We start from the raw sequence: 15,339 nt of genomic DNA, 5'->3' as shown, positions 1-15,339 counted from the left end.
CATCTATATCTTGCCCTATTTGTGTCCATACTCCCGACTGATTTTCATATACTCGTACATGACCTGAATTATTTCCATTGTCATTATTACGCGTAGCATTAATAGCTAAAATAGTTCCATTTGAGGATAAACTTATTTCAAAACCTGACCAATCTTCAGCATTTTCACCGTCAATATCTTGACCTATTTGTGTTTGAGAAAAACATAAAAAGGGAGTTAATAAGACTAATAAGTATAGTTTTTTCATAAATCTGTTTTTAATAGTTTATGCAAACTATACGTAAATAAGGGATTTTCCTACATTATCTGATTAAATTATAATTAATTCTTTTTATGACTCATATAAATAATGTTTATGTATTAAAGAGGTTTATTCTACAATCAACTTCTTTAATACTTTTCCCCCTGAAGTTTCTACTTCAATCATATAGAGTCCTGGAACTAATCTTGACGTGTTAACAGTTGTTTCTTTTGAAGTTAATACCAACTGACCAAGATCATTAAAAATCTTTACTTCTATTATTTCTGATGGGTTGTCAACTTGAATGGTAAATTGGTCTCTGGTTGGGTTGGGGTAAAGTTTAAAATTAGAAGTGTTTATTTCTTTGACAGATAATAATGCAGATATGTTGTATACCCTAACGTGACCCGAAGCAAATCCATTACCACTATTCACGGGAGCTCCAATGGCTAAATACTGTGAATTAGAAGATAAACTTAAGGCAAATCCAAATTCATCATTAGCCCCTTCGCCATTAATTGGAATACCTATTTGCTCCCAGTTATTATTTACATATTCAAAAATACGTACTTGACCGCTTAAATTACCATTTGTAGAATTTCCTGGTGCACTTATTACTACAACATTTCCATCACTTGATAAATCAACTGAAACGCCAGTTTGTTCATTTTCACTTATACCATCAATATCGGCTCCTATTTGTACCCAACTATTATTTTGAAGTTCAAAAATTCTTACATGACCAGAATTTAATCCGTTATCACTGTTAAATATACCTCCTACTGCAATTCTATCACCTTGAGTTGACAGGCTTACTGATCTTCCAAACCAGTCACCAGCGTTTTCACCATCGATATCCTGGCCTATTTGTACCCAACTACCATTTTGAAATTCATATATTCTTACATGGCCTGAATCAATTCCATTACCATCATTTGTAACGGCACCAACTGCTAAAAATTCACCATTATCCGATAAAGCTGTTGATCTTCCAAATTCATCACCCATTGCCTCACTGTCAATATCACCTACTATTTGTACCCAGCTGTCATTTTGAAATTCGTATATTCTTACATGGCCTGCAAAGCTTCCATTATCACTATTGCCTGGAGCACCAACCACTAATGTATTACCATCTGAAGATAAACTTACAGACCAACCAAAAAAATCTCCAGGATTTTCACCTTGAATAATATTCCCTACTTGAACCCACGTATTATTTTCAAAGTCTAAAACCGTCACATATCCCGTATTACCTGTGTTACTTTCTGGTGCACCTATAGCAACTCTATTTCCAGTAGCAGATAAGCTTACAGACAAACCGAAAAAATCATTAGCACCTAAACCGTCTATATCTGTGCCAAGCTGTATCCAACTATCATTTTGATTTTGAAAAATTCTTACATGACCCGCAGCACTTCCATTATCACTGTTTACTGGTGCTCCAACAGCTAATATAGAACCATTAGCAGAAAGGCTAACGGCATAACCAGATTGATCAATAGTAGACTCACCATCAATATCACCACCTATTTGAGTTTGCGCATTAACATTAAAGAATAAAAAACACGTGATTAATAAAACGTAAATTTGTTTCATTTTAAAAATGTATTAGAATTAGCTTTTATTTTCTAATCGACAAACTTTTAAAATGTCATCAACATTTAGTTATCCACAACTATATCATCTATTATTATTTTTCTTTTAAAATTTTAAAAAATAAATAATGCTTATTATAGGCTGTTAATAATTGAAATAACTTTTTAAGAAATTGTTTTGAAAATTTAAATTTTACAGTTTATTACGCTTTAGTTAACATTAAATTTACATGTAAACTCTTGATATATAAGAAAAGTAAAATTATTGTAAACAACTGTTGATAACTGATATTAATAGAAATGATTTATAATTTTATAACCAACTACTGTTAATTTCGTCTATAAGGACTATGAATAACTTCCTTGAAAAAAGTGATTATTAAATTTTGATATTTAAAAGCAATTCTGCTTTCAAAAAAATTAAAACATTACAAGTTTTTCTTTTTAAAACTTGTAAACAGTTATTAACATGTCATTCATACTACTATCAACCAGATTTAATTATTCGTAATTTTGCATTGCAAAACAAATACTTCTTAACATGACTATATCTATTGGTAACGATCATGCTGGTCCAGAATATAAACAGGCTATTGTTAAACATTTAGAAGCTAAAGGCTATAAGATAACCAATTATGGTACAGATACTTTGGATAGCGTGGATTATCCAGACTTTGTACATCCTGTAGCCACTGATGTTAATAATGCTAAAGTAGATTGTGGTATTCTTATTTGTGGTAGTGCCAATGGTGTGGCTATGACGGCGAATAAATATCAAAACGTTAGAGCTGGTGTATGTTGGACTGGAGAAATCGCAGAATTAACGAGACAACACAATAATGCAAATATTATTTGTATTCCAGCACGTTTTACATCCATACCACAAGCCATAAAAATGGTAGACATCTTCTTAAATACCGATTTTGAAGGTGGTCGTCACCAACGACGCGTCGATAAAATTCCTTTATCATGCTGATACCAATTTAAAATTGGCATAAAATGGGTCATTCGCGCTCACATAACTACTCAAGTCATCACGACCTACATGGTCGTAATTTAGTTATATCTATACTTCTTAATGTTGCTATTACCATTGCTCAGGTTATTGGAGGATTAGTATCGGGTAGTTTAGCACTGTTGAGCGATGCACTACATAATTTTAGTGACGTGATATCGCTTATTATCAGCTTCATTGCTAATCGTTTAGTTAAAAAAAAGGCATCTTTAAAACGTACTTTTGGTTATAAACGTGCAGAGATTTTAGCAGCTTTCGTCAACGCAGCTACCTTGATTATTATAGCTATACTTCTAATTATTGAAGCTGTAGAACGCTTTCGCAATCCACAAGAGATTTCGTCAAATCTCGTGATTTGGTTATCAGTTATTGCCATTTTAGGTAATGGTTTTAGTGTATTGTTACTTAAGAAAAATGCCGAAGATAATATGAACATGAAAAGCGCCTACTTACATTTATTGACGGATATGATGGCAAGTGTTGCTGTTTTAGTTGGTGGTTTGCTGATGAAATTTTACCAAATATGGTGGATTGATAGTGTTTTAACATTTGTTATTGCTATTTACCTTGTAGTGATGGGTTGGAATTTATTAAAGAACTCTTTTAAAGTTTTAATGTTATTTACTCCAGAATCTACATCTGTGAAAGCTATTGTTGAAGATATACAATCTATTGAAGTTGTTAAGAATGTTCACCATGTGCATATATGGCAACTTAATGAAGATGAAATTCATTTAGAAGCACATATCGATTTTCATAAGGACATCACACTATCTGAGTTTGATGCTATTTTGAATGACATCGAGGCATTGATTTTCCAAAAATACGATATCAACCATATCAATATTCAACCAGAATTTGGTAAGTGTGATGCTAAAGATGTTATTGTACAAGATTAAAAAACAAAATGCTAGAAATAGTAACAAAAACATTTAAAGAACTCAATACTACAGAGCTTTATGATTTTCTACAACTGCGTAGCGAAGTCTTTGTTGTTGAGCAAGACTGTGTCTATCAGGATATTGATGGTAAAGACCAAAAAGCATTACATGTTTTAGGATACAAAGATGATAGGCTTGTGGCTTATACGCGCATTTTTAAACCTGGTGATTATTTTAATGAAGCCAGTATTGGTAGGGTAGTGGTAAAGGAAAACGAACGTCAACATAAGTACGGTTATGATATTATGGATGCTTCTGTAGAAGCTATAAAAGATTATTACAATCAATCTGAAATTCGAATTTCTGCACAGACCTATTTAAAAAACTTTTACAACAATCTCGGTTTTATTGAAGTAGGAGAGGAGTACCTTGAAGACGGTATTCCGCATATTAATATGATTAAATCCTAGTTTCTGGGTTTAAGGATTCGGGTGACCACTATTTCGACACGCCTATCCAATTCCGGTTCGCCACCTAATGGAAATTTTCGTTTTTGACCAACAAATTTCATACGGTAACGCTTTACACCCTTATCAGCCAAATAATCATAAACAGCTTTTGCTCTAGCTAAAGATAAATTTCGCTTTTTCGTTTTTCGATCTATAGCATCTCGTGTCCCATAAGTACAACAGACATGCCCTTCAATAGTAAAAAAAATATCTGTACGCTTAACGAGTATCTTAGCAATACCATCTAATTTAGCTTTTGACTGTTTGGTCAAATAACTGTAGCCCGTACGAAATAATATATTTTCTAGTTGAATTTTATCACCTTCTTTTAGTTCGCCACTAAGTAGTTCTTCAGTAGTTTCTTTTTTTGGTTGTTCTACTTTTTCTCGAGGAGGGTCATAAGGCTGCACAATAATCTCTACTTTACGATTTAATCCTCGTATTCTGTAAAGATCATTATCGTTGATTACATTGAGAAGAATTTCACCTTTTCCATCGACATTGGTAATTACAGACTCATCAAATTCATTATTAGAAAAGACTTCTTTAATGGCGTCTGCTCGTTGTTGTGATAACACTAAATTATAGGAATCACTACCTCTATCGTCACAAAAACCATAGATAGAAATCTTTTCAATATCCATATTTTCAATCTCTGATAAAAACAAAAGAAGTCGACTTTCTTCAGTCTCTGGAATTTGATACTCATCGGTCAAAAAATATACCTGATGCTTTATTTCTTTTTGAGCAAAAGCTAGCTGAAAACTTAGATATATGACAATGAGTAGGGACTTCATTATTGTTGAATTTTCTTATAACTCTAAAAAATTCTAGTATTATAAATATAGGATAAATTTATTTTTTATCTCAAAATACTTGCATACTGCCTCGGATTATTGAGAATGCTAAGCGCTTTTTTAATCTCAGGATTATTTGCCGTATAGTAGGTATATAAACCTTCACTGTAGAAATACCGTTTAATAATCTCGTCTGTTAATAACGACTTTAATAACACTTTATTACCGTCTATAGCATTAGATTTGTAAGCCTCTATGGCGGTAGATAAATTGTGATATTGGGAACTGACAACACCATCCAATTCTTCTTCTACAGCTACTGCCATGGCCTCAGTTAATGCTTTTTCGGTTTTAGTTTCAAAATTAAAACCTGTTGTCTTTAGGTAATCTTTAAAATCTTTAAAATCTGTTTCTGAAAACTCAAATCCTTTTAAGTCCTCGAGTTGGTTGTTATAATAATAACCTGTTGCAAAGTTAAACACTAAATTTTCATTCAAAATTGCTTTTGTAATCGGAGTTTGTTTAGAAGATGCAACTTCTATATCTGGTTGTACTCCTCCACCATCAAAAACTGGTCGCCCATTTCTGGTTTTAAAGGCATTATAGTTTTCTTTTTTAACTCGAGTGGCTTTTCCATTCTCATCACGATTCCAGTAATCCAAAGCTTGAATACAACGACCAGAAGGTGTATAATACCGTGATATTGTAATTTTCATTTGTGTACCATAAGTCAGAGGCTTCGGTCTTTGTACTAAACCTTTGCCAAAACTACGGGTACCAACAACAACAGCTCTGTCCATATCCTGCAGAGCACCTGAAACAATTTCACTAGCAGAAGCACTTCGACCATCGATTAATATGACCAAAGGTATTTCAGTATCTATAGCATCTCGCTTGGTGTAATAGGTTTTATTATATTTTTTTACTTTAGATTTTGTAGTTACTACCAATTGATCTTTTGGAACAAAAATATTAGTCACATTTACGGCTTCATTTAGCAAACCACCAGGGTTTCCTCTTAAATCCAAAATGAGTTGAGTTGCTCCTTGATTTTTTAAAGCTCTTAAAGCTCCCAAAGTTTCTACAGAAGCTTTTTCGTTAAATTTTCTAAGAACAATATAACCCGTTTTATCGTCAACCATAGAGTAATGCGGAACGGCCTTAATCTCTAAGGACTCCCTTATAATTTTTGCAGTATTGGTTTTTCCTTGACGTTTGTAAGTAATGTTTACCTCAGTACCTGCGGCACCTTGAAGGAGATTTGCCGCATCGTCCTTAAAATCAGCCACCATTACGTTGTCTACTTTTATAATTTCATCGCCAGCTTTTAAACTAGCCTTATCCGCCGCATAATTCTTATAAGGTTCTACAATGACTAACTTATCTTTTAAAGTCAATACTTTAGCACCAATACCTGTATAATCTCCAGCATTATTTATACGAGAGGCTTCTACATCTTGTTCATTATAAAATTGTGTATAGGGATCTAAATCGTTTAGCATGCTTTTAATGGCCGTATCCATTAAGTTTCCAGGATTGGTGTCGTCGACATAATTCATATTGAGTTCTTTAAACAAGGTGGTAAAAATCTCAATTTGTTTAGCGATTTCGAAGAAATCAGTTTTAAAAGCAGTTGTGCTAAAGAAGACAGCAATCGCTAAAACAGGTATCACTATTTTTTTATGGAGAAGTTTTTTCATTTTTAGAAGTTTTATCCAAGAATTTCTTAAACAACAATTTCATCTTGTTGTTAAGTTCCTCAAAAGTTGTTCCATCTTTGCTAAGGTATAAAATCATAAACGCATAAGGTGTTGAACTATTGTTAAAGTATAAGGGCTTATTAAGTCTATAGGCCTCTCTTAGCAATCGTTTTATTTTATTCCTAGCTACAGCAGTTTTATGGAGACGTTTACTCACTGAAACCCCAGTTTTTAGGATAGAACCATCGTTAAATTCTGTTTGAAGATAAATAAGCCTTAACGGATAAACGGTAATTGCTTTACCGTCATTAAAGAGTTGCTCAATGCGTTTTTTACTTTTTAGTTTATCTGTTTTGCCGTACTTAAAAGACATCAGTTAATAATGGGTGACTCAATTAATTTAACATTTTACGTTGAAGCGTACCCTCTAAATCCACAATTTTACTTTCCAGTTCGTGCAAGCGGTCATAAATATCGACAGGTTCAGGCATTTGTTTTGAAGCATACATAGTTACATACCATAGCTCTTCAATATCTTCAGCGTTAATGGTATAAGTAGGATAGTTGCCGTCTTTGTTATCGCTCTTTAAAATAAGCTTTTGACGTTCATTAATTCTGTTTATAACACGCTTCAGCACTACTCCTTCTGTTTTACTCACAATGACATAAACACGCCCATCTTTAACATCTCTTAAATCTTCTACATACTTACCAAAAACAAGATCACCATCAAAAAAAGTTCTAACCATTGAGTTGCCTTTAACCTCAAAACAACGGTATGTACCATTAGTAAGGTGTGGCATATGAAACGAAGGAAGCGATTCTATATATTCAGGATCGCCATAGCCATTTAAATAACCCGCTCTTGCTTGTACAGGAACATAAACCACATTTTCATCACCAGTTTCATTAACTGCAATGACCTGAGGCATTCCAGAATATGTTGGGTTGTTTGTGGCATCAGATTTTAGCATTATCGAACTTTTACCAAATAAAAAGTCAGGATTAATGTCAAAGGTATCTATGATAGCGGTTAGAACATCGTAACCAGGTTTTGTTTTTTTTCGCGTACCATCTTTTTGAGGTCGACCATTAACAATGCTATCAATGGTAGTTCCTGTAACACCAATACGTTTTGAAAACGAAAAATTGTTGAGGTGGAAATGATTAATGATTGCCGAGATTTTTTCGTCGATACCCTCCATAATTAAAAAAGTTGAAATAAACTTTTTACAAAAAAATTAAAATTTTGTTGGTTTAATTTTGTAAAATGTTATAGATTTGTAATCTAGAATATTTGCTAATATACAAAAAACACTTTAAAGTTAAACATTTGTGGTGTTTTCAGTCTAAATTTCTAGATTTTAAAATCAATTTTATACAAAAAAGATGATTTGACGGTAGGGTGTTCCAACATTATACGGAATCCCAGAAAAGTTTATGCCTTGATTGTTAAGGCTTTGTATTAAGGTAAGCTGTTAGAAAAGCGAAATTATAACAGTTCCTAAAAGGAGCTTAAGAATTAGTATAAACTTTAAAAAAATTAAAATGAGTCAAAACATTAAAAACAACCTTTTTAGGTTTGTGACCTTGCGGAACCCTCAACTTATAGAGGAAAAGGACAAACAATTAGGTTTTATATACCATCCCGATAAGGGGAGTGGACTTTTTTATCCGCCATTCAATGCTGCGCTAGAAGGAGAGAAAAAACAAGTATTAATAGATTCAAAAGATAGTATTGCAGGTTCACCATTACTTTTTAAAACAAAAAAAGACGTAAAAGGTATAAATCCGAATCTTTACAACTTTTCGTCCTGGCTAATGCGAAATAAAAATGCACTCTCCTATGCGGAAATCTTAGACAATATAACTCTAAACGATTCAACAACTATTTCTGGATTAGAAGGTGATGAAATAAACGTTTGGGATAATTTAATTTACCAAACAATGGCTAGAGATTCTGTATATGTCAGAGAAGCTTTAATACAGATGCTAATCGCTGATAATTTTTTAGGACACTTTGATGATTTTTCAAAAGACTTAACAGAGGTCATTACCTTTACAGAAGATCAGGAAAAAGAATTTAAAAGATGTGCTAATGCAAGTGTTGTGATATCAAAGGAGCTATTGTTAGAAACTTACAGTGAAAGCTCAACAAATACTAAGCCAAGGTCCGCTAACGCAGAACACCAAAAACGATTAGGGGATTTATTAACTGCCAAATACGACAAATTAGCTTTAAAAAACCTAGCTGAAGAATTAAAGGCACTTCAAAAAGCGTATAAAAATCAGGAGACAGCAAACTATAAAACAGCTTTAGACAATCATCAAAAGGATGTCGATACCATTATAGATACTACAGGAACGGTACGATTGGTAGACCAATGGAATGTAGAAACCCAAGCTTATATTCAGGTAGAGAAATTTACTCACGATGCATTACCTAAATTCACCTATACAAAGGCTGTAGAAATTGATGCCCACACCCTGCAAGGAGCATTATCAGTAGTAAGCAGTAAGTATCTTACAGATAACAAATTAGAAACCTTGCCTACCTACGATACTATTTTAAAAGAGGTAAAGCAACTTTCTAAAGCTTGTGATAGTAAAGTAGAGCAATTATTACCAAAAACAAGTAAATCCATACTCAAGGGTGGTATTAATATGCGCGTTGAGGATCCTTTTGTAGGGTTTTTAAATAATTTTGGTGACACAGACGCTTTTGTTAAAGAGCTTGTTGATAGTGGTGTAAACAATGATGATATACGCGATATGGCCCCCTTGGGCATTAACCCTGAGGATATAGGAAATGAAGCGTGTTACACAGTTAAACTTGTTGCGACGGCCAGACCTAATGCTGGAACCAGTAATAGAGACTGGACTTTCAAGTTAGGTTTTATGAATCATGGTGAACCAGTATCCATAGTTAGCCTTGACCATAGCGTTACATTTTCTAATGACAGCACCGTATACAATAGTTCTGATTATTTCAGTAGCTTTTTAGGTTCAAGCTACAAAATAGGGTTGTTTAGAGACATTTCTCCAATCGAAAAAGGACCTACAGCGGGTTTACCTATGTTATCGGGAACCATAATTTTAAGCAATGGTGAAACGTTGAGTTTTTCCGAAATAATTAGAATTGGACCAGTAGAAGGAATAAAAGACTTAGTGGGTAATGTAGCATTGAATTTTGCCTGTGAAGAAGAGACGATTGTGGAAATACCACCTTCTGAAAACTTGAAAAGGTATGGTGTAACTAACTTAGGTATTGCAGATTTTAGACGTGTAGAACAAGAGGTCTGCTGTTATGTGCCTGGCGAAGTATCTCATATAGAAAACGTCATGGCGCGTGAGTATAAGGAACGCTCTACACGAAGCTTAACGAGTTCTGAGTTCACCACAGAACAAACAGACGAACGCGAACGTGAAAACCTAACAGATAGTACAACTACCGAGCGCAACGAAATGCAAAGTGAGGTCGCTTCAGTGCTTAATGAAGACCAATCGCAGAGTTATGGAGGAAATGTAAGTGTTGGTGGAGAAAAATTTGGTTTAAATTTTAGTGCCGGCGCTTATTTTGACAACGCTTCTTCAAGTTCTACTTCAGATTCTAATTCTCAAGCACAAACCTATGCGCAAGAAGTCACTGAGCGCGCCATGGAACGTATTGTACAAAAAATACAAACCAAGCGTACGTCTCGTATCTTAAAAGAGTTTGAAGAAAACAACTCACATGGTTTTGATAATCGTAAAGGAGAAAACCATGTTACGGGAGTCTATCGTTGGGTGGACAAGATTTACAAGAATACGCTGATTAACTATGGCAAGCGCCTTATGTACGAGTTTGCCATCCCAGAACCTTCCAAGTTTTTCCAAGAGGTCGTTTGGAAAGAAGTAGATACGACTGGGCAAGTAGAAAGTGGTGTTATTTTACCAGAACTACCAGTACATCCTATCACATTAGGATTAACAGACCCAAGTATTTTGGGCTTAGAAGATAATGGGTCTGAAAAAGATTATCAAAAAATTGCCGCGAAATATAATGCTGAAGTTAATGCTCCTTTGGTAGACGACAGAGTTGTAAATAAGAGTTATTCTATTAAACCAGCAGCACAAGAGTGGGCTGCTTATAGTTTTCCTTCAAACCCTGGTGAAGATGTTACTTTTGAAGCAATTTCTATTCCAGATAATTATTATTGTAAGTCCGCAGAGGTACATTTAATGGTCGATCACGAAGGGGGGAGTAATCACGCTAGAGCCTACGCTGTAATTGGTGATGAGAAAGTGCATTTTACTACTAACGATAAACTAAATCCTAATGTTTTTGTGGATTTAGACGCATATAGATTTGAAGAAGAATTGAGCTTCTCTGTTTATGGTTATGACTTAGATGCAACATCTATTAATATTATTGCTTTTTGTGCTTTGAAAGATGAAGCTTTTGAACAATGGCAAAACGAAACTTATAACGCTATCATGGAAGCCTACTATGACAGAGTACAAGAGTATAACGATGCTATCCGCGAAAAAGAAGCCAATGAAGGCTTAACGCCTGAAGCAGAAAAGCTAACCTTTAATCCATTGCAGAACCAAAGCATTATGCTTAGGGAGTTAAAGCGTGTAGCCATTGAGCTATTGATAGACCAAAATAAAGTTTCTAAAAACAATTATGAAGTTAACGAGATTACAGAGATCCCTAAGGTTATAAAAACGGAAGCTTTCCAAACCCATGCCTCTACGGTGAAGTTCTTTGAGCAAGCCTTTGATTGGGATATTATGGCCTATGTGTTCTATCCGTATTTCTATGCCAACCAAGGAGACTGGGAAAGACTCTTCCAATCTCAGGATGTGGCAGATCCATTATTCCAGGCCTTCTTACAGTCTGGGATGGCACGTACGGTAGTTCCTGTACGACCAGGGTTTGAAGATGCCGTAAACTGGTATATGACTACTGGAGAGACTTGGAACGGTCAAGGTCTTGTTGTTGACCAAGACGACGACCTTTACGTATCTATAGCCGAGGAAATGCAAACTGTAGATGGAATAGTGGAAGGTACTTGGGAAACCCGCTTGCCAACGGCATTGACCATTTTACAGGCAGATAGTATAGGGCTAGATGTCCAAGGCTTGCCTTGTAACACAGAGTGTGATCCTGAAGGGACTAATCCAATTAAGCCAAGTACTAATCTTATTGGTGGCCCGGATGGCGTAGGCTCTGACTATGTTAGCGACCCCATAACGGTACAATAGAAACTACAAGTACCATATTTACACCTTATTTTTTACTTATCCATTTATTGCCTTGCCGCTTTTGATGAGGTGGCAAGGGGTAAGGTGTGTGATGGTGCTTTTAAACGAATGTATAATGATTAAAAAATAAAATATGAACGCATATGAATATGGAATGGATAACTTTAGGTTTAAATATCAACCCATACCTAACGTTATTGTTTTCAATGATAAACATATCTTTTCTGATGACTACGAAACTGATGAAAGTGAACAGATTACACCCCTAAGTTCTATACAAGGAGAATTTATTTATGCAGAAGTCTTTCAAACTGCTGATAATATCTATGCGCTTTATGAACCTATTCGCTCAGAAAGTGTTTTATATGTAGAAGATTATCTTTTGCCAAACAATTATCTGACAGATTTAGGAAATAACAATTTTGTTATTGGTGCTGAAGGTACATACCAAATCTATGGTTTAGACAGTAAATTTTATATAAAGTATGAAAACCCAAATAGTTTAGATGAAGTTTTAATTACTGGGAGTTCTAGCCCTAAAGTTCCAAGTCTAAAACAGTTTTTAAATACGGAAAATAAACTTAGCGAGCTTTTAGAAAATAAAGATCTTAAGTTGTTCTTTTTCTTCTCAACAGATGGTAATAAACTCAACAAGGCGTATAATGCCATTGAGGAAACACTCTCGAACGAAGTGATCTTTTTTATAGAGAATGACGGCTTTCGTGGCTCAACATCTATAGTAAGAGTTTACACAGGATCAAATATTAGCTTTGAAACTGTATTACCTACAAATGCCATTGCTCATTTGGCAGAGCGCTTTGGAGTCGTTGCCAATGTTAGTGAAATAGAATCTCGGATAAAAAGTGTTTTTAAAAACCACTTAGAGTTTGTTAAAGAGCAAAAAGAAGGAAGTGTATTTCAGTGGTTAACTGATATAATAGACGTACCGATAACAGTAAATAATGCTATTTTATACGGGGTAGGTTATGTTGTTAAGGAATTAGGAGATGCCATTTCCACAGAGTTTGTTTTTGATGATAAGCGTTGGAATTACTATAATGAAAATGGAGACAGAGCAAAAGACTTTAGCCCAGTACTACAAGGCTTTGATGTCTTATTAGACCATCTTGATGCTAAAGAGAAAGAGAACACTAAAAAAGAAGACACTTTTGAGGTTTTTATTAAAGCCATAGAAGCAAAGGTTAATAAATTTTTTAGCGTTAGTTCAGAGGACAATAGCTTTTCAAAGTTATTTAAAAAACACTTTGGTTTTATTAAAACCCTCTTAGGCAAGTTGAGAGAGTTATACGTTGTTTTTAAAGAAACTTTTACATCGAAAAACACGTTTATTTTTGGCAATGCTTTATTAATAGGTATCATCAATAGTCTGGTAAAAGCTGTGGGAGGTATTTTAAGCTTGATAGGAGCTATTTTAAAATATCCATATGAAACTAGACGAGAAGATAAGGAGCGTAGAAGTAAGAACAAAGTATCCACTTCACTATCCTCTGTTTTAGAAGTTTTTGAAGAATTAACACAAACCTTTGGTAAACTATTTTCCTTAAAAAACCTAGAAGCTTTGTTCAATGGTTTTGTACAAATGGGCGCTCTAGCCCTTACCATTTTTTCCAATCCAGAACAAGTATTGTCGCTTAACCGTGCTTTTACAGTTGCTGTAGCTGATAAATCTGTGGATGCTGCAAAGTATCTGAGTGCAAGAGTAGACAATATTGGGTACGGATTAGGCTTTGCTGTTGGTTTTCTTATTGAAGAGGTGATTACAGGTATAGCTACTGGAGGTGCAAAAACTATTGGTACAGCACTAAAACTATCGGCAGAATCTTTTCAACAACTCTTTAAGTTAGGAAAAGCAGGTATAAAAACCATAGGCAAAGCACCCGTTTCCTTAGTGGATGGCCTTATTGCCTTATTTAAATACTTACGCAAGCTTAATGTAAAGAAACTAATTGATGGCTTTATTGCTTGGTTTGTTAAGCTATTTAAAACTGCAAATCAGCTATTAGAAGAGGCATATAAAAAAGTATTTAGTCCTTCTACTAGAAGTAAGTTTAAGCGATTTGGCTTAGGTCCTACAAAGTATGATGAAGTTACGGAAGCATTCACTTTTTGTCCAATTAAAACTTGATTGCTATGTGTATGATATATGATAATAAAAACAACAATTTAGTAGATGGCAAAGGTAATGTGATAGAGTCTGGTGTCAAAAAAGGAGATGTACCGAAAAAAATGAATGATTATCAAGATGCTGCAAATCAAAAATATCCAGGTTTATCTGAAGAAGAGGCTTTGGCAAGATATTTGGATGAGTTGATTAAGAGTTTAGCTTATGAAAACAATTTTATACAGATTGCTAAAGGAAATTACACCAAAAAGGTTCTCAAAACAAACATCGATTTTTTAGATGATGCGGGTGAAACCATTTTCAGAACAAGCAAGAAAGATTATGAAAGTTTCATTAAGTTTACAAAAAAGAAGAAACAAGAAAGGAGAGTTATAATTGATAGGGTTAACAAAAACCTAAAAAGCAGGAAAGATAAATATAACCCTAAAAATGCTAAAGAAAAAGGGTACGATGTACCAATAAGTAAAAATGGCACCTCTCCAGATTTTGAAGGAACAAAATATCTTTATAATGACAAAAGTGTAGTAAAAATTCAAATAAAAGGGAGTAGGGATTTAGATTTTAAAGAAGCCTTTAAACAAATAGGTGTAACCAATAAAAAAACACGAGATTCGATTTTAGAAGATTATACTTGGCATCATCTAGATGATTTGGATGAAAACTTAGGGTGTACAATGCAATTGGTTTTAAGAGAAGCTCACGAAGCTACTTATACACATTTTGGTTCGGCAGGTCAATCAGTTTTTACAATACCATTAACAAAATATTTATCATGATTAATTTTAACTTAACAAAAGAAAAAATCAAAAGCGAAGATTTAATAGCATTCGAGCAAGAACTTGAACTCTCTTTACCCGAAACATATAAAGCGCATATGCTTCAATTTAATGGTGGGGCACCAGAAAAAGAATACTTTAAAGGAGTAAGTGTAGCTCATTTCAATCCGATTAAAAATGGAAGACGAACCCTGGAAGATGTCATTAAGTCACTAAAGGACATTTTACCAATAAATTATCTACCATTTGCTTACGACCCAGGAGGGAACCAAATATGTATGGATTTAAATGATGGGGAAAACTATGGTAAAGTTTATTACGTACCTATGGATATGGGCGATACTAATCCAGAGTTTTTGGCAGATTCTTTTACGGAGTTTGTAAACGGTTTGTCTCTAGAGAATTCTTACTAAACCTGACTGGTGTTCG

General features: G+C 34.3%; 12 protein-coding genes and 1 pseudogene. 7 read left to right on the top strand and 6 right to left on the bottom strand.

All coding sequences use genetic code 11. The annotated features are described in order from the left end of the window. Nucleotides 1–247: pseudogene (locus Q0992_RS02035) on the bottom strand (hypothetical protein); the annotation flags it as partial. A 123-nt stretch (nt 248–370) separates the two neighbouring features. Continuing rightward, nucleotides 371–1,840, bottom strand: coding sequence for a T9SS type A sorting domain-containing protein (locus Q0992_RS02030; RefSeq protein WP_299519845.1), 1,470 nt, complete (start codon nt 1,838–1,840; stop codon nt 371–373). 540 nt (nt 1,841–2,380) lie between these two features. On the opposite strand from Q0992_RS02030, the gene rpiB reads away from it, so the two are divergent. Genes rpiB through Q0992_RS02015 form a run of 3 tightly spaced genes read left to right on the top strand, consistent with a single transcriptional unit; the run spans nt 2,381 to nt 4,205 of the window. Beyond that, nucleotides 2,381–2,815 carry a ribose 5-phosphate isomerase B gene (gene rpiB, locus Q0992_RS02025; protein ID WP_299519843.1) on the top strand — a complete coding sequence of 145 codons (435 nt, stop codon included), beginning with the start codon at nt 2,381–2,383 and terminating at the stop codon, nt 2,813–2,815. Nucleotides 2,816–2,838: 23 nt separating this feature from the next. Continuing rightward, nucleotides 2,839–3,753: a cation diffusion facilitator family transporter gene (locus Q0992_RS02020; protein WP_299519841.1), complete on the top strand. Its 915-nt coding sequence runs from the start codon at nt 2,839–2,841 to the stop codon at nt 3,751–3,753. A gap of 8 nt (nt 3,754–3,761) precedes the next feature. Continuing rightward, complete coding sequence (locus Q0992_RS02015) at nt 3,762–4,205, top strand: GNAT family N-acetyltransferase (protein ID WP_299519839.1); 444 nt, start codon at nt 3,762–3,764, stop codon at nt 4,203–4,205. Here the strand turns inward: Q0992_RS02015 and Q0992_RS02010 are convergent. The 4 genes from Q0992_RS02010 to Q0992_RS01995 all read right to left on the bottom strand — a co-directional run bounded on the left by Q0992_RS02010 (nt 4,202) and on the right by Q0992_RS01995 (nt 7,946). After that, nucleotides 4,202–5,041, bottom strand: coding sequence for an OmpA family protein (locus Q0992_RS02010; RefSeq protein WP_299519837.1), 840 nt, complete (start codon nt 5,039–5,041; stop codon nt 4,202–4,204). The genes Q0992_RS02015 and Q0992_RS02010 overlap by 4 nt on opposite strands. Before the next feature lie 65 nt (nt 5,042–5,106). Next, complete coding sequence (locus Q0992_RS02005; protein WP_299519835.1) at nt 5,107–6,741, bottom strand: S41 family peptidase; 1,635 nt, start codon at nt 6,739–6,741, stop codon at nt 5,107–5,109. After that, nucleotides 6,722–7,114 (bottom strand): ribonuclease P protein component, encoded by a 393-nt coding sequence (rnpA, locus tag Q0992_RS02000; protein ID WP_299519833.1) that lies wholly within the window; start codon nt 7,112–7,114, stop codon nt 6,722–6,724. The genes Q0992_RS02005 and rnpA overlap by 20 nt, the downstream gene beginning before the upstream one ends. A gap of 22 nt (nt 7,115–7,136) precedes the next feature. Beyond that, on the bottom strand, nt 7,137–7,946 hold the full coding sequence (locus tag Q0992_RS01995) for a S24 family peptidase (RefSeq protein ID WP_299519831.1): 810 nt from the start codon (nt 7,944–7,946) through the stop codon (nt 7,137–7,139). A gap of 343 nt (nt 7,947–8,289) precedes the next feature. On the opposite strand from Q0992_RS01995, the gene Q0992_RS01990 reads away from it, so the two are divergent. The 4 genes from Q0992_RS01990 to Q0992_RS01975 all read left to right on the top strand — a co-directional run bounded on the left by Q0992_RS01990 (nt 8,290) and on the right by Q0992_RS01975 (nt 15,323). Further along, nucleotides 8,290–11,991 (top strand): hypothetical protein, encoded by a 3,702-nt coding sequence (locus Q0992_RS01990; RefSeq protein WP_299519829.1) that lies wholly within the window; start codon nt 8,290–8,292, stop codon nt 11,989–11,991. A gap of 133 nt (nt 11,992–12,124) precedes the next feature. Beyond that, nucleotides 12,125–14,137, top strand: coding sequence for a hypothetical protein (locus tag Q0992_RS01985; RefSeq protein WP_299519827.1), 2,013 nt, complete (start codon nt 12,125–12,127; stop codon nt 14,135–14,137). 5 nt (nt 14,138–14,142) lie between these two features. Further along, nucleotides 14,143–14,910 carry an HNH endonuclease gene (locus tag Q0992_RS01980; protein ID WP_299519825.1) on the top strand — a complete coding sequence of 256 codons (768 nt, stop codon included), beginning with the start codon at nt 14,143–14,145 and terminating at the stop codon, nt 14,908–14,910. Beyond that, nucleotides 14,907–15,323 (top strand): SMI1/KNR4 family protein, encoded by a 417-nt coding sequence (locus Q0992_RS01975; protein ID WP_299519823.1) that lies wholly within the window; start codon nt 14,907–14,909, stop codon nt 15,321–15,323. The genes Q0992_RS01980 and Q0992_RS01975 overlap by 4 nt, the downstream gene beginning before the upstream one ends. The last annotated feature ends 16 nt before the right edge of the window (nt 15,324–15,339 follow it).

The organism is Winogradskyella sp., assembly GCF_028289625.1.
In the GTDB taxonomy this organism is placed as follows: domain Bacteria; phylum Bacteroidota; class Bacteroidia; order Flavobacteriales; family Flavobacteriaceae; genus Winogradskyella.
This window is presented reverse-complemented; position numbering and strand designations above follow the sequence as displayed.